Raw genomic sequence first — 21934 nt, forward strand, 5'->3', positions numbered from 1 at the left:
GGTCGGCGTCGGCGGAGGGGATGCCCGCTCAGTTCGCGTCCGGCCTCGCGTCCGGCCTCGCGTCGGGCCTCGCGTCGGGCCTCGCGTCCGGCCTCGCGTCCGCCCGGTGGACAGCGAGGCCGACCAGCGCTGCGACGGCCGCGAGGCCGGCGACGCTGGTCAGGGCGACGGGCAGAGAGAACCAGTCGGCCATGAAGCCGATGGCCGGTGGTCCCAGGAGCATGCCGCCGTAGCCGAGGGTGGAGGCGACGGCGACGCCGGTGGGGCCGGCCGCCGTACCGGCGCGTTCGATGGCCACCGGGAAGATGTTGGCGAGGCCGAGCCCGGTGACGGCGAAGCCCAGCAGCGCCATCCAGACCGTGGGGGCGAGTGAGCCGGCCAGCATGCCCAGCGCGGCGGTGGTGCCGCCGGCGACGACGGTACGGGTGCGGCCCAGGCGTTCGAGGAGCGTGGTGCCGGTGAGCCGGCCGACCGTCATGGCGAGCGCGAAGCAGGAGTAGCCGGCGGCCGCGAGACCGGGGGAGGCGTCGAGGTCCTGTTCCAGGTGCAGGGCACCCCAGTCGGCGAGGGCCCCTTCGCCGTAGGCGGTGCACAGTGCGATGAGGCCGAAGACGATGACGAGTCCCCGGGTGCGGGTGTCGAGGCGGCGGGGCGCGCGCTCCTCGCGGGGCAGGTCGTGCACGGGCGCCGGGGGTGCGCTGTGCAGCAGGGCCCGGCCGGCCACGGCGCTCACCAGCAGGCCGATGAGGGTGAGGCCGAGCAGGTGCCGGGCGGGTGACAGATGACCGGCGACCAGTCCGCCGAGGCCCGCGCCGGCCATCCCGCCCAGGCTGAACGCGGCGTGGAAACTGGGCATGATCGGCCGGCCGAGGGCGGCCACCAGCTCGACGGCCGCGCTGTTGAAGGCGACGTTGATCCCGCCGTAGCCCATGCCGAGCACGAAGAGCGCGGCGCCCAGGGCGGGGGCGGTGTGGGCCAGCGCCGGCAGCACGACGCTGAGCGAGAGAAGGACGGCGCAGAACACGGTGACGGGGTGGTTGCCGTAGCGGCGGCAGAGTCGTCCGGTGAACATCATCGTGAGGACCGCGCCGGCGGAGACCCCCAGCAGCGCGAGGCCCAGGGTGCTGGCGGAGGCGTTCGTCTGGTGCTTGACGGCGGGGATGCGCACGACCCATCCGGCGAAGAGGAAGCCGTCCAGGGCGAAGAAGACGGTGAGCACCACGCGGAGTCGGGTGACCGCGCTGTGCGGGGCGGGCGTGCGTGTCTCGGGTTTGTTTATGAGCGGCACAAAATCAGGCTAAGCGGTGACCGGGACGGGGACAAGGAAGCCGGCCGGTCGTGGGCCAGGACCGGTGCGAGGAGACGACGATGACGCGGGTGCCTGTCATACCCCGATCGACGGGGGTGCCGGTCCCACCTCGATCACCTCGACACCCCCCTCGCGCAGCCGGCTGCAGGTCTTCTCGTCCGCCCCGGTGTTGGTGACCACGACGTCGAGGTCGTCCGGGCCGCACACCCGGGCCATCCCGGTGCCGGGGAACTTGCCCGCGTCGGCCAGCAGGACCACCTGGGCGCTGGCGGCGATCATCGCCCGCTTGACGGGCACCTCGACGGCGGTGGTGTCCAGCACCTGGCCGTCGGGGCGGACGCCGCTGGTGCCGAGGAACAGTCGGTCGGCGTGGACCTGCCGCAGGTTGTCCTCGGTGAGGAATCCGACCAGCGAGCGGTAGTCGCGCCGGACCACGCCACCCAGCAGGATCAACTGGACGGCCTTGTCGTCCTGGAGCTCCTCGTAGACGGCCAGGTTGCTGGTGATCACGGTGAGGGACCGGCCGTGCAGGTGGCGGGCCACCCGGTGCGCGGTGGTGCCAATGTCGAGCAGAAGCGTCTCACCGTCCTTGACGAGGTTTGCGCACCAGGCCGCCAGGGTGTCCTTCGCCTCCACCCGGACGGCCGCCACGTCCGCGAACGGGTCGTCCTCGCCGACGACGGGAGCGGCGCCACCGTAGACCCGTTTGAGCAGGCCCTCGTCCTCCAGCTGGGCGAGATCCCGCCGGATGGTGGCCTGACTCGCCCCGATCCTCTCGGCAAGGGAGAGCACGCTGGTGGGCCCGTCCGCGCGGAGTGCGCGCAGGATCAACTCATGTCTTCGGTCAGCGAGCATGCCGCCGACCATACTCGCGAACTCGCCAAACTCAAGCAAAGTTGCGCATGGATGTCTCGATTCACGCTTGACCCTTGTCAAAACCGTGCACCGGGTGCACTCTCTTGCGTAATTCGAGCCGGGCTCGGGCCCCACTCCGGTCGGCCGAAGCGGATCAGCGGCGCATTTCGCCGCTGTCGACGCGTCGGCACCGTCTGAGAAGACCTAGTCATTCGTTCCGGGCGGCGAGGCGTTCCTCGTCCACCGTCGCCCTACAGCCATCCGGACCCCTCCACCGCCTCCCCTCCCCTCCCCAGCCTTCGCCCACGGCCGGGATGTCCTCACTGGACACGGCCGAACGCGACCCTCACGTCTTTGCCGAACGCGACTCACCCGCCTCTGCCGGATGCGGTTCCCGCGTCCTCGCGGATGCGGTTCCCGCGTCCTCGCGGACGCGACTCACACGTCCTTGCCGGACGCGACCACCGCTCGTTGCCGACACGACTCGCGGGTCCTTGCCGGACAAGCCGAACAACAGGAGAAGAACCGTGGACCTTTCCCGCAGACGATTCCTTCAGGCGGCCGCACTGACGGCCGCCACGGCAGGTGCCACCGCGGCGTGCGGCCGCGGTGCCGGTTCGAGCGGCGGCAAGGACGACAAGAACCTGACCCTCTGGTACTGGTCCGGCGGCCTGAGCGACAAGGTCGTCGCGGACGCCAAGAAGCACTTCACCGACATCAGCCTCAAGACCTCCGTGGTCGGCGGCGACTTCAAGACCAAGCTGCTCACCGGCCTGCGGGCCGCGCAGTCCGCCCCGGACATCACCGGTATCAAGGGCGAGGACATCGCCTCGTTCCTGCCCAACGCCAACCGCTTCATCGACCTGAAGACCGTCGGCGCGGACAAGCTGGTCCCGCAGTACCTGTCGTGGAAGCTGAAGCAGGCCACCACCCAGGACGGCAAGCTCATCGGCTTCCCGATCGACATCGGCCCCTGCGCCATGTACTACCGCGAGGACCTCTTCGCGAAGGCCGGACTGCCCACCGACCCCGCCGAGGTCTCCGCCCAACTGTCCACCTGGGACGACTACTTCAAAGCCGGCGTCGAACTGCACAAGGCCGTGCCGAAGACCGTGCTGATCAACAACATCGGCTCCGTGTTCTCGATGATCATCGGTCAGGGCACCCAGCGCTTCATCGACGAGGACAACACGTTCATCGGCGACCAGGACCACATCCGGGCCGCCTGGACCACCGCGGTGAAGCCCTACGTCCTCGGCGTCGACGCCAAGATCAACGACAACACCTGGAACGCCGCGATCAGCGGCGGCACCCTCGGCACCGAACTGGGCGCCGCCTGGCACGCGCTGGACATCACGAGTGCCGCCCCGGGCACCAAGGGCAAGTGGCGGGTGGCGAGCCTGCCGGGCGGGCCCTCCAACCTCGGCGGGTCCTTCCTGGCGCTGCCCTCGACCTGCGGCAACCCCGAAGAGGCCTTCAAGATCATCAGCTGGATCCTCAGTCCGGACAACCAGGCCCGCGGCTTCACCGACGCGGCCCTGTTCCCGACCGCCCCGGCCGCGTACAAGCTGCCGGCGCTGACCGGCGGGGACGCCTTCTTCGGCGGCCAGAAGACCATCGACATCTTCGGCCCGGCGGCCGAGAAGATCTCCGCCACCTACGAGGCTCCGGCCGACGCGGCGGTCTCGGCGCCCTACTTCAGCGAGCTGACCAGCATCGAGGCCAAGGGCAAGGACCCCGACAGCGCCTGGAAGGACGCGGTCTCCCAGGCCAAGCAGATCGCCCAGCGTCAGGGAGTGAAGTGACATGTCGTCAAGCCCGGTAGCCGGCCCGGCCGCGACCGGACCGTCCTCCGGACCCGGCACCGGGCCCGTCGGCCGGCCGGCCCCCGGCCGCCCGAACGGCCCTGGCCGGCCCGGCCGGCGTGTCCGGCCGGTGTCGGCCGGGGCCCGGCGCGGGCCGCGGCGGCGGGTCGCCGGACACTGGCCGCAGTACCTGGCCATCTCGCCGTACTACCTGCTCTTCACGGTCTTCATGCTGTTCCCGGTGCTCTACACCGTCTATCTGGCGTTCCAGAAGTGGGACGGCATCGGGGACATGCACTTCGTCGGGTTCCAGCAGTTCCGCTTCCTGTGGGACGACCCGGTGTTCTGGCTGTCCGTCCGCAACACCCTCGTCATCTGGGTGCTGTCCACCGTGCCGATGCTCTTCCTGGCGCTGGTGCTCGCGGTCCTGGTGAACTCCACCCGGCGTTTCACGGCCTTCTACCGGATCGCGTTGTTCATCCCCAGCATCACCTCGCTGGTGGCCATCGCGATCTTCTTCGGCGCGATCTTCAGCAACAACTTCGGCCTGATCAACGCGATCCTCCGGTCGATGCACCTGTCGGCCGTGCCATGGATGAGCAACGAGTGGACGATCAAGCTGGTGATCGCCTCGCTGATGACCTGGCAGTGGACCGGCTACAACGCGATCATCTACCTGGCCGGGCTCCAGGCGATCCCCTCGGAGCTCTACGAGGCCGCCAGGATGGACGGTGCCGGGCCGGCGCGGATCTTCTTCGCCATCACGATCCCGCTGCTGCGGCCCATCATCCTGTTCACCGTGGTGATCTCCACCGTCACCGGCCTGCAGAGCTTCACCGAACCACAGGTGCTGTTCGGCAGCGAGGCGGCCACCAACCCCAACTCCGGCGGGCCGGGCCAGGCGGGTCTGACCACGCTGCTGTACTTCTACCACCAGGCCTTCGACAACAACGACTTCGGCTACGGGGCCGCGATCGTCTGGGCCTTCTTCCTGCTGATCCTGCTCATCGTCACCCTCAACTGGCGCCTGGTGCAGCGTAAGGAGCGACGGCCGTGAACAGCCAGAACCGCAACCGCTTCAGGGGGCTGAGCGTCCACGTCATCCTGATGACCGGTGTCGTCATCTCGGTGTTCCCGTTCTACTGGATCGTCGTCATGGCGACGAACACCTCGCAGGACATCTACGCCTACCCGCCGAAGCTGTGGTTCGGTTCGCACCTGGCGACCAACGTGCGGCATCTGTTCGCCAGGATGGACTTCTTCGGGTCGTTGCTCAACACGGTGACCGTGGCGGTCTGTACGACGCTGCTGGTGCTGTTCTTCGACTCCCTGGCCGCCTTCGCCTTCGCCAAGTACGACTTCCCCGGCAAGAAGTACCTGTTCGGCCTCCTGCTGGCGATGTACATACTGCCGACCCAGCTGGCGATCATCCCGCAGTACGAGATCATGGTGCAGCTGGGCTGGCTGGGAACCCTCAAGGCGCTGGTCGTGCCTGCCGCCGCCAACGCCTTCGGCATCTTCTGGATGCGTCAGTACACCAGCAGCAGTGTCCCCGACGAACTGCTGGACGCCGCCCGCATCGAGGGCGCCGGCTTCATCCGCCTGTACTGGCACGTCGTGTTGCCGTGTGTGCGCCCGGCCCTGGCGTTCCTCGGCATCTACACCTTCATCGCCGCCTGGAACGACTACATCCTGCCGCTGGTGATGCTGGTCAACCCGGACCGTCTCACCCTCCAGGTGGCGCTGGCCCAGCTGTACGCCGGCCACTCCACCGACTACAGCATGGTGATGTCCGGGGTGCTGCTGTCGGTCATCCCGCTGGTGATGGTGTTCACCTTCTTCGCGCGCGGTTTCATCGCCGACGCGACGAAGGGCGCTCTGCGCTGACGTCGGAGGGGCGAGGCGGGCGAACGCCCTCGCGGGCCAACTCCCTGACGGGCGAACTCCCTCCGGCCGCACGGCCGCGGTCGCCTCGGCCGGCCTGGAAGGCCCCGCTCCTCGACCCCGCGATGCGGAAGGCCCCTCGCCCCCGCGATGCGGAAGGCCTCCGCTTCTCGACCCCGCGACGCGGAAGCCCCCCGCTCCTCGCCCCGCGATGGGGAAGGCCCCCTCGCCCCTCGACCCCGCGACGCAACGGATGTTACGCGTGGGAAACCTTGACGGTCGCTGGGGCGGGTGCCACGATTCCGACGCCCCGGTGTTTACGTAAACATCATCTCGCCCGGCCGTCCGGCGCGAAAGCCCGGCGCCCGCCCCCGTGCGCCATGTTTACGCAAACATCTCCGGGTGATCCACAGGGCAGGGAGGAGCGAACGGATGGTTCCAGCACCGCGGGCGGAGATGCACCGGCGAGCAGAGTCCGCCCGTCCGGCCCGGCCCGCCTTCCCCCGGCGGCTCTCACCCGCGCGTCCCCCCTGCGCCGAGCCGCCACCTCCTGAAAGGGCACGCTGATGCGCAAGACCCCCACCGGAAGCCGGATGACACCCCGGCTGCGTGCCGCCCTCGTGGCGGTCGCGATCGCCGCGATCAGCGGCACCACCGTCGCCGGCAGCCCCGCCTCCGCCGCGCCGCGCCACGACACCACCCAGTTCAAGGGCGTGAACTGGGCCGACCCCCGCGACAACTTCGCCGACGACCCGGTCGTGCTGTCCGGCCTCTCCCTCTCCGACAACTACGCCCGGACCTACGCCAAGGCGAGCCGGATCATCTCGGCGTTCCGGGCCAACCTCGGCGCCAACACCGTGCGGCTGCCCATCAACCCGTACACGGTCAACGGTTCCTACTGGAAGTCGTACCGTGGGGTCATCGACGCGGCCTCGGACCAGGGCTTCAAGGTCATCGTCTCCTACTGGGAGGGCACGGGCGCCCAGAAGGACGGCTTCATCGACGACCAGGCCACCTACTGGCCCATGTGGAACACCGTCGTCAAGGCCTACAAGAACGACAGCCACGTCTACTTCGAGCCGATGAACGAGCCCCACGGCTACACCGAGACCGAGTGGGCCGACATCGCGGCGAAGTGGCTCCAGACCTACCCGTCGGTTCCGCGCGACCGGGTGTTCGTCAGCGGCGCCGGCTACAACGACCACGTCACCTCCGTCTGCGCCGACCCGCGGCTCAAGGGCACCTATCTGTCGCTGCACCACTACGGGTTCTGGAAGGAGTACGCCACCTACGACCAGTGGGTGTCCGACCTGAAGGAGCGCATAGGTGACTGCGCCGACCGGACCGTCGCCGACGAGTTCGGTGCCCCGATGACCACCGGCCTCGACTACGACAAGCCGGCTCCCTCCGACAACTTCGTCAACTACGTCCAGGCCGTCACCGACACCTTCCGCGAGCTCAAGATGGGGTCCGTCTACTGGCCCGGCCTGCGCACCGACGACACCTACTCGATACAGACCCTGACCGGGCCCTCCTCCCGGCCCTGGCTGGCCACCACCAACCAGTCCGGCGCCGACCGGCTCGCCTGGGCCTGGGGACGCGGCAAGCCCGTCCGGCCCTGAGCAACCGCGGGCCGGCACTCGGACAGGCGACATGAGGCGCGGTCGGCCACGGTGTTCACGCACCGCGGCCGACCCGCCGATCGAGCGGACCGACGGTGGTCAGTCGGTCAGCGGGTAGTGGCAGGCGGTGTGGCGGCCCGATGACGTCCGGGTGAGCCGCGGGCGTTCCAGGGCGCAGCGCTCGCGGGCGTACGGGCAGCGGGTGCGGAAGGTGCAGCCGGACGGCTTGTCGACCGGGCTGGGCACCTCGCCGGTGAGGACGATGCGTTCCCGGGTCGGTGTGCCCGTCCCGCCGTCCGTCGCCGGGGTGCCGTCGTCGATGTCGGGGACCGCGGACAGCAGGGCCTGCGTGTAGGGGTGGGCTGGAGCCCCGTACAGGGCTTCCGTCTCGCCGAGCTCGACGATCTCGCCGAGGTACATCACGGCGATCCGGTCCGACACATGACGGACCACGCCGAGGTCGTGGGCGATGAAGACGTAGGTGAGCGCGAACTCCTCCTGGAGGTCGGCGAAGAGGTTCAGCACCTGGGCCTGGATCGACACGTCGAGGGCGGAGACCGGCTCGTCGGCGACGATCAGCTTCGGCGCGGTGGCCAGTGCCCGGGCGATGCCGATGCGCTGGCGCTGGCCGCCGGAGAACTCGTGCGGATACCGGTCCAGATGCGCCGCCGTCAGCCCTACGACGTCGAAGAGCCCGGCGACCCGGCGCCGGACCGCGGCGGCGTTCCCGTAGCGGTGGACGAGCAGCGGTTCGGCCACGATGTCCCCGGCGCGCCGGCGGGGGTTCAGTGAGGCCTGCGGGTCCTGGAAGACCAGTTGCATGCCCGGACGTACGGGCCGCAGCCGCCGCGCGGACAGGGTGGTGATGTCCTGTCCGTCGAACTCGACGCGACCGCTGGTGAGTTCGGTGAGCCGGACCAGGCAGCGGCCCAGGGTGGACTTGCCGCAGCCCGACTCGCCGACGACGCCGAGCGTCTCCCCGGTGCGGACCTCCAGTGACACCCCGTCCACGGCGCGCAGAACCTTGCGGCGCCGCGTCAGGGCGTCCGCGCGCAGGGGGTAGTGCTTGGTGATGTCCGTGGCACGGAGCAGCACGTCCCGGCCCGGGCGGGCGTCGTCGTCCACTGCCGCGATGTGCTGTGCCGTCACGGTGCCGCCTCCGAGTCCACGTCCGGTTTCCTGTTCACGTCCGGGTTCCTGACCAGGCCCATGGCGGGGCCACCGTCCCGGTCGGGGTCCCTCCGCGCGTGCACCTCCGTGCCCACGTCCGCGGCTGGGGACGGGTTCCGTGCCGCGCCGGCCGCCGTACGCTCCGCGGCCGGTCCCTCGGTCGCCGCCGCGCGTGCCGTGCGGCGCAGCGAGGCGCGGTCGTCCGGGGGCAGCACGCAGGCGTCGCGGTGCACGGCGTCGACGGGGCTCGCGGTCAGTGCGGGGCGCTCGTCGCACCGGTCGTGACGCAGCCGGCAGCGCGGTGCGAAGGCGCAGCCCTCCGGAAGGTTCTCGGGTGAGACGGGCACGCCCGCGATGGTGGGCAGGCGCCGCAGCCGGGGGCCGCCGACGCGGGGCACCGAGTCGAGCAGGCCCCACGTGTAGGGGTGGCGCGGGTCGTGGAACACCGCTCGGCGCGGGCCCTCCTCGGCGACCCGGCCGCCGTACATGACCAGGACCCGGTCGGCGACTTGGGAGATCACCCCCATGTCGTGGGTGATGAGCACCACGGCCGAACCCCGCGCGTTGAGTTCGCGCATCAGGTCGAGGATCTGCGCCTGCACGGTCACGTCGAGCGCCGTGGTCGGCTCGTCGGCGATGAGCAGCGCGGGTCCGCAGGAGAGAGCCATCGCGATGACCGCACGCTGGCGCATCCCGCCGGAGAACTCGTGCGGGTAGGCGTTCACCCTGGAGGCCGCGTCGGGGATGCCGACGTCGGAGAGGAGCTCCACCGCACGGGCGCGGGCCGCCTTGCGGGAGACCTGTTCGTGGGCCCGGATCTGTTCGGCGATCTGCCAGCCCACCGTGTAGACGGGGGTGAGCGCGGTCATCGGGTCCTGGAAGACCATGGCGATCTCCTGGCCCCGGATCGCGCGCAGTTGTCGGTCGGGAAGGGTGAGCAGGTCGCGGCCGCGGAAGTGGACCTCCCCCGAGACGGTCACGTTCGCACTGGTCAGCAGCCGCAGCACGGCCAGCATCGACACGCTCTTGCCCGAGCCCGACTCGCCCACGACACCCAGGACCTCGCCGGGCGCCACCGAGAAGGAGAGGCCGTCGACGGCGGTGACGGGCCCTCGACGGGTACGGAACGACACCCTCAAGTCACGTACGTCCAGCAGCGGTTGGTCAGGCATGGCGGGCCCTCGGGTCGAGTCGGGCGTACAGGAGGTCCACCAGTGCGTTGGCCAGGACCACGAAGAACGCCGCGTACAGGACGGTCCCCATGATCACGGGCAGATCCAGGTTCTGCAGGGCGTCGAAGGTCAGCTTGCCGATGCCGGGCAGGCCGAAGACCACCTCGGTGAGCAGCGCCGCGCCGCCCACCAGCGCGCCGAAGTCCAGGCCGAACAGCGAGACGATCGGGATCAGCGAGCAGCGCAGGGCGTGGCGGAGCAGGATCCGCCGCTCGGACAGGCCCTTGGCCCGCGCGGTGCGCACGTAGTCCTCGCTCAGCGCGGAGACGACCTCGCCGCGCAGCAGGCGGGCGTAGATCCCGGCGTACAGCAGTGCCAGGGTCAGCCACGGGAAGAGCATGTGCAGCGCCCACTGGCCCGGATCCCGGCTCAGGCCGACGTATCCCGGCGGGGGCACCCAGGAGAACAGCGAGGCGTGCAACTGCTTCTGCGTGACGAGGTTGACGACCTCGCCGAGCCAGTAGGCCGGCAGTGACACGCCGACCACGCCGACCAGCATGATCAGGGGGTCGGCCGCCCTGCCGCGCAGGGTCGCGGCGGCCGTTCCCATGAGGATGCCGGCCACCAACCAGATCACCGCCGCGCCGACGACCAGCGACAGTGTCACCGGGGTGGCCTGCACGATCTGCGGGATGACGCGGGTGCCGCGGTTGACGAACGACTCCAGGTCGCGGTCGACCAGCAGGTGACGCATCATCAGCACATAGCGGACGGGCATCGGGCGGTCGAGGCCGAAGGAGTGGCGGACCTGGGCGAGAGTGGCCGGGTCGGCGTTGCGTCCCGCGATGCGGGCCGCGGGATCGACTCCCGGTGTGGCGAAGAAGATCAGGAACACCAGCACACTGATGGCGAACATCACCAGGAGCGCGGAGGCGAAGCGCCGGACGGTGAAGTAGAGCATGGCCCTCACACCCCTCCGCGCAGCCGGGCGCTCGGGTCGAGCGCGTCGCGCACTCCGTCACCGAGGATGTTGAGGGCCGCCGTGGTCAGGGCGATCAGCAGTCCCGGCGCGATGGTCACGGCGGGGCGGGTGTAGAGCAGTCCCAGCCCGTCCTCGATGATCGTGCCCCAGCTGGCGTCGGGCGGCTGCACGCCGACCGACAGGAAGGACAGCGCCGACTCGGTGAGCATGGCGAGCGCGGTCATCAGCGGGACGAAGACGATCGCCGTGGGCAGCACGTTCGGGAGCACCTCCCGGCGCAGGATGCGCGGTGTGGGCGCGCCGGAACCGACGGCCGCCCGGATGAACTCCTTGTTGCGCAGCACCAGTACCTGGCCGCGCAACGGCCGCGCGATGTACGGCACGTAGATCGCCGCGATGATCGCCACCGGGAGCCACAGGCTTCCCGCCTCCACGGTGAGCGGTCCCAGGCGCAGCCCGTCGGTCAGCAGCACGACCGACAGGCAGATGGCCAGCAGGTACACCGGGAAGGCCCAGATGACGTCCAGGACACGGGAGACGACGGCGTCCACGACGCCGCCCGCGTAGCCGGCGACGACGCCGACGGCCGTACCGACGACGCAGGTGAACAGGGCCGCGGCGACCCCGATGAACAGGCTGGTACGGCCGCCGTACAGCAGTCGGGCCATGACGTCGCGGCCCTGGTTGTCGGCGCCGAGGAAGTAGTGGGCGGGGTCCCAGGTGGGGCCGATCGGTGTGACGCCCAGGCCGAGGCCGGTGCTGCTGGGGGTGAGCACCGGCACCGTCCTGCCGTCGACGGTCGTGGTGCCGGAGACATGGGACTGGAACGGGTCGGTGTGCGCGATGTGGGACGCGTAGAGCGGCGCGCACAGGACCGCCATCACGACGAGGAGCAGGACGGCGGCCGCGGCCACCGCCGACCTGTTGCGCACCAGGTCGGCGGCGGCCGTCCGCCAGGGGCCCGGCGAGCGCCGGGCCTGAGCCGGCGAGCTCGCCGGTGGCGAGAGGGGCACGGTGCGGCTCACTTGACCCACAACTGCCCGACGAGCATGTAGAACTGCTTGCTGAACTGGTAGTTGCCGAGGCGGGTCGACGTGAAGTCGATCAGCTTCGGGTTGATCAGCGGGACGACCGGGGACTGCGCCATGATCTCCTGGTCGATGGCACCCCACTGGCGGTCGGCGCCCTTCTGGTCCGTTTCCGCGGTCTTCAGGGCGGTCCGCATCCTCGCGTCGACGCCCTTGTCGCAGAAGCCGGAGATGTTGATGCTGGAGTCGCTGCCGGGGTGGAACGAGGCGCAGGACAGCAGCACGTTGAGGAAGTCGGAGGCCGCCGGATAGTCCTGGTACCAGGACGTCAGGGCGAGCTGCACCTTGTTCCTGGTGTTCTGGATGTAGGTGAACTGGATGTTCCCCGACAGCGGCTTGAGCTTCGCCTTGTAGCCGAGCTGGGTGAGCAGGCTCTGCAGGTACTGTCCGATCGACTTGTTGACGTCGTCGTCCTGGACGACGATGCCGACCTCCTGCCCCGCCGTGCCGGACTTCTTCACCAGTTCCTTGGCCTTGGCCAGATCGGCCGCCGACCACGTCGTGCCGTCGCCCTTGCTGTAGGCGCAGGAGTCGACGTGTCCCGGGAAGCCCGCCGGCAGGATCGTGCACGCGGGAGAGGCGAGGTTCGTGCCGCCGTAGAGCCGCACCACGGCGGACCGGTCGACGGCCCAGTTGATCGCCTGCCGGGCCAGCTTGTTGTCGAAGGGGGCCGAGTTCACGTTCAGCGTCGCGTACCAGAACGCGGTCAGGGGGTTCACGTGTGCCTGGGGGGCGTACTTGGTGCCGATCTCGTTGAGCCGGTCGGCCGGTGGCGGGTCGTACATCCAGTCCGCCTGGCCGTTCTCGACGGCGGTGACCTCGGACTCGACGGTCTGCCCGAAGGTGTAGTCGATCGCGTCGGGGTAGCCCTGGGGCTCCGCTTCCCGTGACCACTCCTTGAAGTGGGGGTTGCGGACCAGCTTCAGCGCCCGGTTCGGGTCGTAGGAGGCGGCCATGTAGGGGCCGGTCGTCGGCAGTGGCTTGGTGCCGGCGTCCTTCACCGGCGAGTCCTTCGGTACGACGACGGCGTGCGGGACGGCCAGCTTGTACGGGAACTCCGGATCCGGGGCGGTGAGGTTGACGGTGACCGTGCCGGCCGCCGCGTCGCCGGTGACGCCTCCCGCGAGGGTGCAGGAGGCCGGCTTCTTGAGGCAGGCGTCGGCGCCGACGATGCCGTTGTAGAAGGTGCCGGCGGTGGGGCTGGAGACCTTGAAGATGCGCTGGAAGGACGCCACCACGTCGTCGGTGGTCAGCGCCTTGCCGGTGGAGAAGGAGATGCCCTTGCGCAGCGTGAACGTGTACGTCTTGCCGCCGTCGGTCACCTTCGGCATCGCCGCCGCCAGGTCCGGGACGACGGTGAACGACTGCTGCCCGCCGACCTTCTTGAACGCGAGCAGCCCGTCGTACATCGACTGGTACAACTGCCAGTACTGGAGCGTGTAGTTGACCTGCGGGTCGAAGCTGCCCGCGGCGGCGTGGGCGACCAGTTTCAGGGTGCCGCCGCGGTGCTCGGCCTGAAAGGCGGAGGAGCCGGTTCCGGAGGAGGACGCGGTGGGGCCGGAGGAGGAGTCGCCTTCGGAGGACGAACAGGCGGCTGCGGTCAGGGTGAGGGCGACGGTGGCGGCGGCGAGCGCGCCCCGTCTCGTGCTGCGGGACATCCTGGGAACTCCCGTCGGGGGATCAGTCGGTGGAGTCGAGGAACGCGCCCACGACCCGGAGGTAGAGCTCCTCCTCCTCGACGTGCGGCATGTGGCTGGAGTGCTCGAAGAAGTGCCAGCGCACGTCGGGGATGTGGTCGGCGAAGGGCTTGACGGTCTCGGGAGTCGCCTCGTCGTACCGTCCGGAGACCAGCAGGGTCGGCACCTCGACCAGGTGCAGCCGGTCGATGACGGACCAGTCCTTGAGGGTGCCGACGACATGGAACTCGTTCGGCCCGTTCATCGTGTGGTACACGGTCGGATCGGCCTGGATGTTGTCCCAAGTGGCCTGTACCTCGGGCGGGTTGGGGATCACGCGGCACACATGGCGGTCGTTGAACACCTGCTCGGCCGCGCGGTAGTCGGGGTGGTCGGTGGTGCCGGCCGCCTCATGGGCGAGCAGGGTGCGCTGGACCTCGGGCGGGAGTCCTGCCCGCAGTTCCGCCGCCGCGGACAGCCACAGCTCCATGGAGGCGGGGGAGTCGGCGATGACCAGACCGCGCAGCCCGGGTGGGCGGCGCACGGCGTGCTCGGCGGCGAGCATGCCGCCCCAGGACTGGCCGAGGACGTGGTAGGCGTCGGCGATGCCGAGCGCCTTCAGCAGGGAGTCGAGTTCGTCGAGGAAGAGCTGGACGGTCCAGAAGTCGGCGCCCTTGCCCGGCAGATGGGTGGACAGTCCGGTGCCGAGTTGGTCGTAGTGCACCACCGGGCGGCCCTGCCGCGCGATGCCCGCGATGCTCAGTGTGTAGTCGTGACCGGCGCCGGGTCCGCCGTGCAGGACGACCAGCGGTGTCCTGCCCGGTTCGCCCGTGATCCGGTACCAGGTGGACCAGCCGTTGAAGTCGACGGTTCCGGTGCGGTCGGGTTCGGGGATCGCCACGGGAGAGCCTCCCAGACCGGCTGCGATCAGCCAGTCCGTGTCTTGAATGAGGTGGGTGTGACGGGATGGCTGCCATACTGAATGGGTAAATGCTCAGTCCACAAGACCTTTTAGCGGTGCCTGGAACAGAAGTAACGGCATGTTTACGTACCCGGCTCCCGCGACCGTCCCGAGGAGGACCGCTGACACACCCATCCGACCCCACACATCCGGCGACCGCTCCGGCGGACGAGTTCTCCCGGATGCTCGACCGCGCCCTGCTCGGCGGTGCCCCCTCGCCGGAACTGCGCCCGGTGCGGGTGGCCTCGGCGGTCGACGAGGTCTCCGACCGGCTGCTCACCGCGATCGCCGTCGGAGACTTCCTGCCCGGCGAACGGCTGCCGGTCGAACGCGAGCTGACCGGGCTGCTGGGGGTGAGCCGCCCCACCGTGCGCGAGGCCGTCGGACGCCTCCAGACCCTGGGAGTCATCGAGATCCGCCGTGGCCGCAACGGGGGAGCCTTCGTGCGGGACAGCTGGACCGAGTCCTCCGCGGCCGCCGTCCGGCGTACGCTGCTGCCGCGCTGGGAACAGTTCGAGCAGCTCTTCGACCTGCGCGGGCTGGTGGAGGGCATGGTGGCCGCGACGGCTGCCCGCCGTCGGCGGCCCGAGGATCTCGAGCCGATGCGCGAGGCTCTCGCCGCCCATCTCTCCGCCCGTACCCCGCGGGAGGAGCAGGCCGCCGACAGTGCGTTCCACCGGAGCATCTGCGCCGCCACCCGCAATCCGCAGATCGCCCTGCTCAGCCGGGACCTGCTGACCCGGATCAGCCTCGGCTTCCCGATCGAGCCGTGGGGCAAGGGCGAACGGACCCACTTCCACCGGGCGGGCGAGGGCCATACCGCCCTCTACGAGGCCATCGCGGCGGGCGATCCCGAGCGGGCGGAGGAGATCGCCCGCGACCACTCGATGATCAGCGCCGAGATGATCCGCGGGGTACTGGCCCGCGTCCGGGCGGCGGGGGATTTCTGACGGCAGCGCGCGAAGCGTCGTACCGCCCGTTCCTGAGCGCGGCCGCCGTGTGCGCCTCCGTGCTCCCGAAAGGCGCTGCGCGGCAGCCGGGTTGGCCGATCACCCGCTCGCAGACCGCGCCCGGTCACGGGAGCAGTCGGCGCTCCTTCGCCGCCGCCACCGCGCCGGACCGTGTCTCGACGCCCAGCTTGCCGTAGATGCGACCCAGGTGGGTCTTGACCGTCGCCTCGCTGATGAACAGGGCCCGGGCGATCTCCCGGTTGCCCAGGCCGCGGGCGAGTTGCCCGAGGATCTCGTGCTCGCGGGTGGACAGCGTGGGGCGCGGGCTGCGCAGACGGGTCAGCAGCCGGTCGGCCACGGGGGCCGACAGCGCGGTGCGGCCGGACGCCGCGTTGCGGATCGCCGTGAACAGTTCCTCGGGCTGTTCCGCCTTGAGCAGATAGCCCGTCGCACCCGCCTCGACGGCACGGGTGACGTCGGCGTCGGTGTCGAACATGGTGAGCACCAGCACACGGGGGCCCGCCCCCGTGCCGGAGGTCAGGTGCCGGGTGGCCGTCACGCCGTCCATGCCGCCGTCGAGCTGGAGGTCCATGAGGACCACGTCGGGGCGCAGGCGGGCGGCCATGGCGAGCGCCTCCTCGCCGCTGCCCGCCTCACCGACCACCTCGATGCCGTCGGCACTGGCCAGCAGGGCACGCAGCCCGGCACGCACCACGGCATGGTCGTCGCACAACAGCAGCCGAACGGAGGAGACGGAGGGTGAGGGCTCCGGCGTACTCACAGCGCGGGCTCCTTGCGGGGGTCGGGGATGGAGGGACCGGCGGCTGCCCAGGGTGCCAGGGGGACTGCCGCCGATACGACGGTGCCCTCGCCCGGCGTGGACTCCACGGTGAGCGTGCCGCCCGCCTGCCGGGCCCGGATACGCATGGCCGGCAGCCCGTGCCCCCGCACCCGGTCCGGCTCCGGGGGCCGGGCCGGGATCGAGGCACCGGGCTTCGAAGCGGAGACACCGGCCTCCGAGGGGCCGCCCGGATCGGGGGCTGCGGCCACGGCACGTGGTCCGTTCACACGGTGACCCGGCACATCGCGTTGGCTGTTGACGCCGTGTCCGGGTACCTGGTGTGCGAGTCGCGCGCCGTGATCCGGCGTGTCTGGCGGTCGGTTCGCGCCGTGTCCGGGTACGTCGCGTGCGGGCTGCACGCCGTGATCCGGCACGTCACGCGGTCGGTTCGCGGCGTGTCCGGGTACGTCGCGTGGCTCGTGCCCGCCGTGCCCGCCGTGCCCGCCGTGCCCGCCGTGCCCGCCGTGCCCGCCGTGCCCGCCGTGCCCGCCGTGCCCGCCGTGCCCGCCGTGCCCGCCGTGCCCGCCGTGCCCGGCGTGCTCCGGTACGTCACGCGAGCCGTTCACCTCGAAGCCGCGGCCGTTGTCGGCGATGTCCAGTGAGATCTGGTCGTCCATGCAGGTCAGGGTCAGCACGGCGCGGGTCGCCGCCGCGTGCTCACGCACATTGGCCAACGCCCCCTGGGCGATGCGCAGAAGCGCCGCCTCGGCCCGTTCCGGCAGTCCGGCGGGGATGCCGTCGAGCCGGAACTCGACGGTCAGGCCCGGGCCGCCCTCCCGCTCGGCGAGTGCGGCGAGCGCCTCGGGCAGCGACTGTTCGGCGAGGTCGGCCGGCGCCAGGTCGTGCACGAACCGACGGGCCTCCGCGAGACCGCGGGAGGTGATCTCGGCCGCTTCGCGCACATGTCCACGGGCCGTGTCGGGCTCGGTCGTCCAGACGCGCTCGGCGGCCTGCAGCAGCATCTGCTGGCTGGACAGACCCTGCGCGAGGGTGTCGTGGATCTCGGTGGACAGCCGCTGGCGCTCCGCGAGGATCCCCGCCCGCCGTTCGGTCGCCGCGAGATCGCGACGGGTGCGGACCAGATCCCCGATCAGCAGACGCTGCCGGGCGCCCTGGCGCTGCAGATGGACCAGCACGGCGGTGGCGACCGCGGCGACGGCCGGCGGGGCGAGAACCATGTTGGGGTTGAGCGTGCCCTCGGCCACGCGCACCTCGGAGACGACGACCAGCGCTGTCAGTACGCCCGCCAACGGCACCGCCCACCGCGCGGGCAGCGCGTGCAGACCGGCGAACAGCAGGGGCATGGCGCACCAGGTGGCGCTCGGCGCGAGGACGAGGAGGACGACCCACACGGCGGTCGTCGAGCCCAGCCAGGCCAGATGGCGGGCGGTGGGCGCGGAGCCGGGGCGGGGCGCCGGGGCCAGGAAGCGCCCGAGGACGTAGAGCAGACAGAAGAGCGCGAACAACGCCACCACCCACCCGGTCCGCGCCCCGCCCTGGTCGCGGCTCAGGAAGCGGGCGAAGGAGGAGCCGAGCAGCACGAAGAACGCGGCGTGCACGACCGCGAGCAGCCAGCGCTCGTCCGGATCGGTGTGGTCCATCCTCCGTGTCTATCGCGAGGCGCGGCGGACCGCATCAACCGATCGGCTGACACGCGCGTCGCCCGAACCTCCCGCGGACCGCAGCCGGTTGCCCGAGCCGGACCCGTCGCCTCCGCACCGAGGCTGTCATCAGGTCCCGCACGGTCCCGCACCGTTCGGGAGACGCCACTCGGAAAGGCAGGGACCTCGTGCCCGCCAAGAACGTCACGGTCAACCGCGCCACTCTCGGCCACCGCGTCGGCTACGCCCTGCGCCACCCCGGGCGGGTGCCCCGGCATCTGGCCCGCACCGCGCGGGACATGTGGCTGCGTCGCCGCCACCCGGACCACGTTTCCTACTACCGCGCGGTGATGCGCTCCGACACCCGGGCCGACCCGGACGCGGCCGTCGGCAGCCGCAGCCGGGAGCGGTGGCTGGCGCTGGGGGCGATGCAGTTCGACTACCTGGTCGGCCACGGTCTGCGGCCCGAGCACCGCATGCTGGAGATCGGCTGCGGCAACCTGCGCGGAGGCTGGCGGTTCATCCGGCACCTGGAGCCCGGCCACTACTACGGCATCGACATCTCGCCACACATCCTCGTCTCCGCGCAGCACACCGTGGTGGACATGGGACTGCAGAAGCGGCTCCCGGTGCTGACGCCGGTCCACGACCTGACCCTGCGGTTCCTGCCCGACGCCCACTTCGACGTGGTGCACGCGCACAGCGTCTTCTCGCACTCGCCGCTCCCGGTCATCGAGGAGTGCCTGGCCAACGTCGGCCGGGTGCTGGCGCCGGGAGGCTGGTTCGACTTCACCTTCGACCGCACCGAGGGCGAGGAGCACCACGTCCTGCGGGAGGACTTCTACTACCGCACCGAGACGCTCGTGGCGCTGGCCGAGAAGCACGGACTGCGCGCCCGCTTCATGGACGACTGGGAGGAGCTCCCGCACGGACAGTCCAAGATCCGCCTCACCCATGCGGAAGCCCGGTAGGGCCGGGGCTGCCGGTAGGACCGAGGCTGCCGGTAAAACCGAGGCAGCCGGTAGCTCCGAGGCTGCCGGCACTGTCCTTCGGCGCGTGATCTCCGTCCGTCTTTTCGGCGCGTCTTCGCCTTCGGTCGCAGTGCAGGGGTTGTCCTGACATTCGGGGCTCACCTAGGGTCACCTACGAGAGCAAGCGCTTTCCCCCTGCCCTGTCCGCGGCTGTCCCAGGAGGACCGCATGCCCCCACACCCCGTCCGCCGTCGCGTCGCCGTGGTCGGAACCGGCGCCATCGTCGGCGGCAGCCACCTCCCCGCGCTGAGGGCCCACGCCGACCGGGTCGAGCTGGTCGCCGCCGTCGACGTGGACCAGGACCGGCTCGGCGCCTTCCGGGAGCTGGCGGGCGAGCAGGTCGCCGGGTACACGTCGATCGGCTCGATGCTGGACGCCGTACGTCCCGATCTGGTCCTCATCGGCACGCCGCCGTCACTGCACCGGGAGCAGACGGTGGCCGCGCTCAAGGCTGGTGCCTGGGTGCTGTGCGAGAAGCCGCTGTGCCTGTCGCTCGCCGAGTACGACGAGATCGCGGCCGCCGAGGAGGCGTCGGGGGCGTACGCGGCCGTCGTCTTCCAGCACCGCTACGGCTCCGGCGCCGTGCACGCCCGCGACCTGATCGCGGGCGGCGAGCTGGGCGCCCCGCGCGTCGCGCACTGCCAGACCACCTGGCACCGCGACACCGACTACTACGCGGTGCCGTGGCGCGGGCGGTGGGCCAGCGAGGGCGGCGGCCCGACCATGGGCCACGGCATCCACCAGTACGACCTGCTGCTGCACCTGCTCGGCCGGTGGACGGAGGTGCGCGCGATGGCCGCGCGCCTGGTGCACGACACCGAGAGCGAGGACGTCTCGACAGCCCTCGTCCGGTTCGAGAACGGCGCCCTCGCCACCGTCGTCAACAGTGTGCTGTCCCCGGACGAGGTGAGCCGGATCCGGATCGACTGCGCCGACGCGACGGTCGAGCTCACCCACCTGTACGGCCATCGCAACGAGGACTGGGTCTACACCGCCGCGCCCCACGTCCCCGCCGAGCGCGCCGCCGCCTGGCGCGTCCCCGCGGCGGACGTGCCGAGCTCGCACACGGCGCAGCTCGGCGCCCTCCTCGACGCGTACGACAGCGGCGCGCGGCCCCCGGGCAGCGGACCCGACGCCCGAGCCACCCTCGAGTTCGCGGCCGCCCTCTACAAGTCGGCCTTCACGGGACAGCCCGTGCACGCGGGTGGGATCGGCCCCGGTGACCCCTTCTACCCGGCCATGCACGGCGGCCACCCCGACTGGGCCCCCAAGGAGCGCGCATGAGCATCCGAGTCAGCCACACGCACGGCGAGCACATCGCGGTGGCGGCGGCGGACGGCACCGAGATCCTCCGCTACGTCTACCGGCCCGACCCCGAGGCGTTCGAGTCCCGCAAGCCCTACGCCCACCCCGTGCGCACCCTCGCCGGGCGGACGGTCACCGGCTACCGTCCCAACGACCACCGCTGGCACAAGGGCCTTCAGCTGACGGCGAGTCATCTGTCCGGCCAGAACTTCTGGGGCGGCAACTCCTATGTACACGGCCGGGGTTACCTGCCGCTGCCCGAGCGCATCGGCTCCATGCGGCACGACGGCTTCCCCGCGTTCACCGTCGAGGACGACCGGCTCGCCTTCACCGAGGAGCTCACCTGGGTGGAGAACGGAGGCGCGGAATGGGCACGCGAGGCGCGCGGGCTGACCGTCCACTCGGTCGACGAGGAGGCCGGGGCCTGGGCCCTGGACTGGTCGATCCGCCTCACCAACATCCGTACCGAGCCGCTCGTCTTCGGCTCCCCGACCACCGCCGGGCGTGAGCTGGCCGGCTACACCGGGCTCCAGTGGCGCGGGCCGCGCGACTTCACCGGCGGCACCGTCTTCGGCCCCGACATCGACGGGGGCGCCGGAGCGGACGCGGGCAAGCTGATGGGCACCCAGGGTGCGTGGCTGGCCTTCACCACCGAGCACGACGAGGTCGACGGGCACTCCACGCTCGTCTTCGCCCACGCGCCCGAGAACCTCGACGAGAGGACCGCGATCCACGAGTCCCACTGGTTCGTGCGCTCCGAGCCGATCCCTTCGGTGGCGTTCTCCTGGGCGTTCCACGAGGAGTTCACGCTGCCGCCCGGTGAGACCTTCGGCTACCGCTACCGGGTCGTCTTCGCCGACGGAGCGTGGGACCGTGACCGTGTCGCCGCCCACCTGGCGCGGCTGCCGTGGTGAGCGGACCCGAACCCACGCTGCCCCATCCGCTTCCCGGCGCCGTCGGACTGTCCCACCTCAGTGCCTACGACTGGGAGGCCGCCGACGGCCTGTGCGGTGGCAGCCCGCACCTGCACCTGGTGTGCACGGAGGCGTACGTCGTCACCGGTGGCCGCGGGTCGGTGCAGACACTGAGCCCCGACGGCCACCGGGCCATTGCCCTGGAGCCCGGCGCCGTCGCCTGGTTCACGCCGGGCACCGTGCACCGCATGGTGCAGGGCGGCGACCTGCGCATCACCGTGCTGATGCAGAACAGCGGTCTGCCCGAGGCCGGGGACGCCGTCTTCACGTTCCCGCCCGAGGTGCTCGCCGACCCCGGCGCCTATGCCGCCGCCGCGGCGCTCCCGCCCGGCACGGGAGCGGAGACGGCGGCCGCCGCCCGGCGCCGGCGCGACCTGGCCGTCGAGGGCTACCTCCCCCTGCGCGAGGCCCTCGTCGCCGGCGACAACGGCCCGTACCTGGCGTTCCAGCGCGCCGCCGCCCGGCTGGTGCGCGACAAGGTGCCCGGCTGGCGCGGACTGTGGCGGGCCGGCGCGCTGGCCACCGCCGAACGCACCGGCGCCCAGCTCGACGCCCTGGAGGCCGGCGAGCCCGCCTACCTGGACGAGGCGACCGCGCGTGAGGCCGCGCCCACCCGGCTGTGTGGCTTCGGGATGTGCGGGCGCCGCGACGAGTACGCGCTGCCCGGGACGACGCTGCCCTACGGGGGCGAGTAGCCGCGCTCCCGCC

At 71.1% G+C, this 21934-nt stretch carries 17 protein-coding genes and 2 pseudogenes; 9 read left to right on the forward strand and 10 right to left on the reverse strand.

Going from position 1 to position 21934, the window contains the following annotated elements; genetic code table 11:
* Positions 1–28: 28 nt before the first annotated feature.
* Positions 29–1288 carry an MFS transporter gene (locus tag OG985_RS39460; protein ID WP_371673178.1) on the reverse strand — a complete coding sequence of 420 codons (1260 nt, stop codon included), beginning with the start codon at positions 1286–1288 and terminating at the stop codon, positions 29–31.
* 96 nt (positions 1289–1384) lie between these two features.
* Positions 1385–2164, reverse strand: coding sequence for a DeoR/GlpR family DNA-binding transcription regulator (locus tag OG985_RS39465; protein WP_371673179.1), 780 nt, complete (start codon positions 2162–2164; stop codon positions 1385–1387).
* A 527-nt stretch (positions 2165–2691) separates the two neighbouring features.
* On the opposite strand from OG985_RS39465, the gene OG985_RS39470 reads away from it, so the two are divergent.
* The 4 genes from OG985_RS39470 to OG985_RS39485 all read left to right on the forward strand — a co-directional run bounded on the left by OG985_RS39470 (position 2692) and on the right by OG985_RS39485 (position 7475).
* Positions 2692–3969, forward strand: a complete 1278-nt coding sequence (locus OG985_RS39470; protein ID WP_371673180.1) for an extracellular solute-binding protein — start codon at positions 2692–2694, stop codon at positions 3967–3969.
* A gap of 1 nt (position 3970) precedes the next feature.
* On the forward strand, positions 3971–5026 hold the full coding sequence (locus tag OG985_RS39475) for a carbohydrate ABC transporter permease (protein WP_371673181.1): 1056 nt from the start codon (positions 3971–3973) through the stop codon (positions 5024–5026).
* A 50-nt stretch (positions 5027–5076) separates the two neighbouring features.
* Positions 5077–5856, forward strand: a complete 780-nt coding sequence (locus OG985_RS39480; protein ID WP_371674621.1) for a carbohydrate ABC transporter permease — start codon at positions 5077–5079, stop codon at positions 5854–5856.
* 563 nt (positions 5857–6419) lie between these two features.
* Positions 6420–7475, forward strand: a complete 1056-nt coding sequence (locus tag OG985_RS39485; protein ID WP_371673182.1) for a glycoside hydrolase family 5 protein — start codon at positions 6420–6422, stop codon at positions 7473–7475.
* A gap of 99 nt (positions 7476–7574) precedes the next feature.
* On the opposite strand, the gene OG985_RS39490 is transcribed toward OG985_RS39485, so the two are convergent.
* The 6 genes and pseudogenes from OG985_RS39490 to OG985_RS39515 form a co-directional block, all read right to left on the reverse strand.
* The gene (locus OG985_RS39490) at positions 7575–8624 is read right to left on the reverse strand and encodes an ABC transporter ATP-binding protein (protein WP_371673183.1); all 1050 of its coding nucleotides are present in this window, start codon (positions 8622–8624) and stop codon (positions 7575–7577) included.
* A 194-nt stretch (positions 8625–8818) separates the two neighbouring features.
* Positions 8819–9817, reverse strand: a pseudogene (locus tag OG985_RS39495) (ABC transporter ATP-binding protein); the annotation flags it as partial.
* The gene (locus tag OG985_RS39500; RefSeq protein ID WP_371673184.1) at positions 9810–10778 is read right to left on the reverse strand and encodes an ABC transporter permease; all 969 of its coding nucleotides are present in this window, start codon (positions 10776–10778) and stop codon (positions 9810–9812) included. The pseudogene OG985_RS39495 and the gene OG985_RS39500, both read right to left, overlap by 8 nt.
* 5 nt (positions 10779–10783) lie before the next feature.
* Positions 10784–11812, reverse strand: a complete 1029-nt coding sequence (locus OG985_RS39505; RefSeq protein WP_371673185.1) for an ABC transporter permease — start codon at positions 11810–11812, stop codon at positions 10784–10786.
* Between the two features lie 8 nt (positions 11813–11820).
* Positions 11821–13545 (reverse strand): ABC transporter substrate-binding protein, encoded by a 1725-nt coding sequence (locus OG985_RS39510; protein ID WP_371673186.1) that lies wholly within the window; start codon positions 13543–13545, stop codon positions 11821–11823.
* 22 nt (positions 13546–13567) lie between these two features.
* Positions 13568–14464 carry a proline iminopeptidase-family hydrolase gene (locus OG985_RS39515; RefSeq protein ID WP_371673187.1) on the reverse strand — a complete coding sequence of 299 codons (897 nt, stop codon included), beginning with the start codon at positions 14462–14464 and terminating at the stop codon, positions 13568–13570.
* Between the two features lie 242 nt (positions 14465–14706).
* Between OG985_RS39515 and OG985_RS39520 the strand changes: the two genes are divergently transcribed.
* Complete coding sequence (locus tag OG985_RS39520; protein ID WP_371673188.1) at positions 14707–15474, forward strand: FadR/GntR family transcriptional regulator; 768 nt, start codon at positions 14707–14709, stop codon at positions 15472–15474.
* Between the two features lie 124 nt (positions 15475–15598).
* On the opposite strand, the gene OG985_RS39525 is transcribed toward OG985_RS39520, so the two are convergent.
* Positions 15599–16255 (reverse strand): response regulator, encoded by a 657-nt coding sequence (locus OG985_RS39525; RefSeq protein ID WP_371673189.1) that lies wholly within the window; start codon positions 16253–16255, stop codon positions 15599–15601.
* Between the two features lie 566 nt (positions 16256–16821).
* Positions 16822–17916, reverse strand: a pseudogene (locus OG985_RS39530) (sensor histidine kinase); the annotation flags it as partial.
* 188 nt (positions 17917–18104) lie between these two features.
* Here OG985_RS39530 and OG985_RS39535 point away from each other — a divergent pair.
* From OG985_RS39535 to OG985_RS39550, 4 genes are all read left to right on the forward strand, one after another.
* Positions 18105–18887, forward strand: coding sequence for a class I SAM-dependent methyltransferase (locus tag OG985_RS39535; RefSeq protein ID WP_371673190.1), 783 nt, complete (start codon positions 18105–18107; stop codon positions 18885–18887).
* Positions 18888–19115: 228 nt separating this feature from the next.
* On the forward strand, positions 19116–20231 hold the full coding sequence (locus tag OG985_RS39540) for a Gfo/Idh/MocA family protein (protein WP_371673191.1): 1116 nt from the start codon (positions 19116–19118) through the stop codon (positions 20229–20231).
* Positions 20228–21166 carry a PmoA family protein gene (locus OG985_RS39545; protein WP_371673192.1) on the forward strand — a complete coding sequence of 313 codons (939 nt, stop codon included), beginning with the start codon at positions 20228–20230 and terminating at the stop codon, positions 21164–21166. The genes OG985_RS39540 and OG985_RS39545 overlap by 4 nt, the downstream gene beginning before the upstream one ends.
* Positions 21160–21921, forward strand: coding sequence for a cupin (locus OG985_RS39550; protein ID WP_371673193.1), 762 nt, complete (start codon positions 21160–21162; stop codon positions 21919–21921). Before OG985_RS39545 ends, OG985_RS39550 begins: the two co-directional genes overlap by 7 nt.
* The last annotated feature ends 13 nt before the right edge of the window (positions 21922–21934 follow it).

It is taken from the genome of Streptomyces sp. NBC_00289 (assembly GCF_041435115.1).
GTDB lineage: Bacteria > Actinomycetota > Actinomycetes > Streptomycetales > Streptomycetaceae > Streptomyces.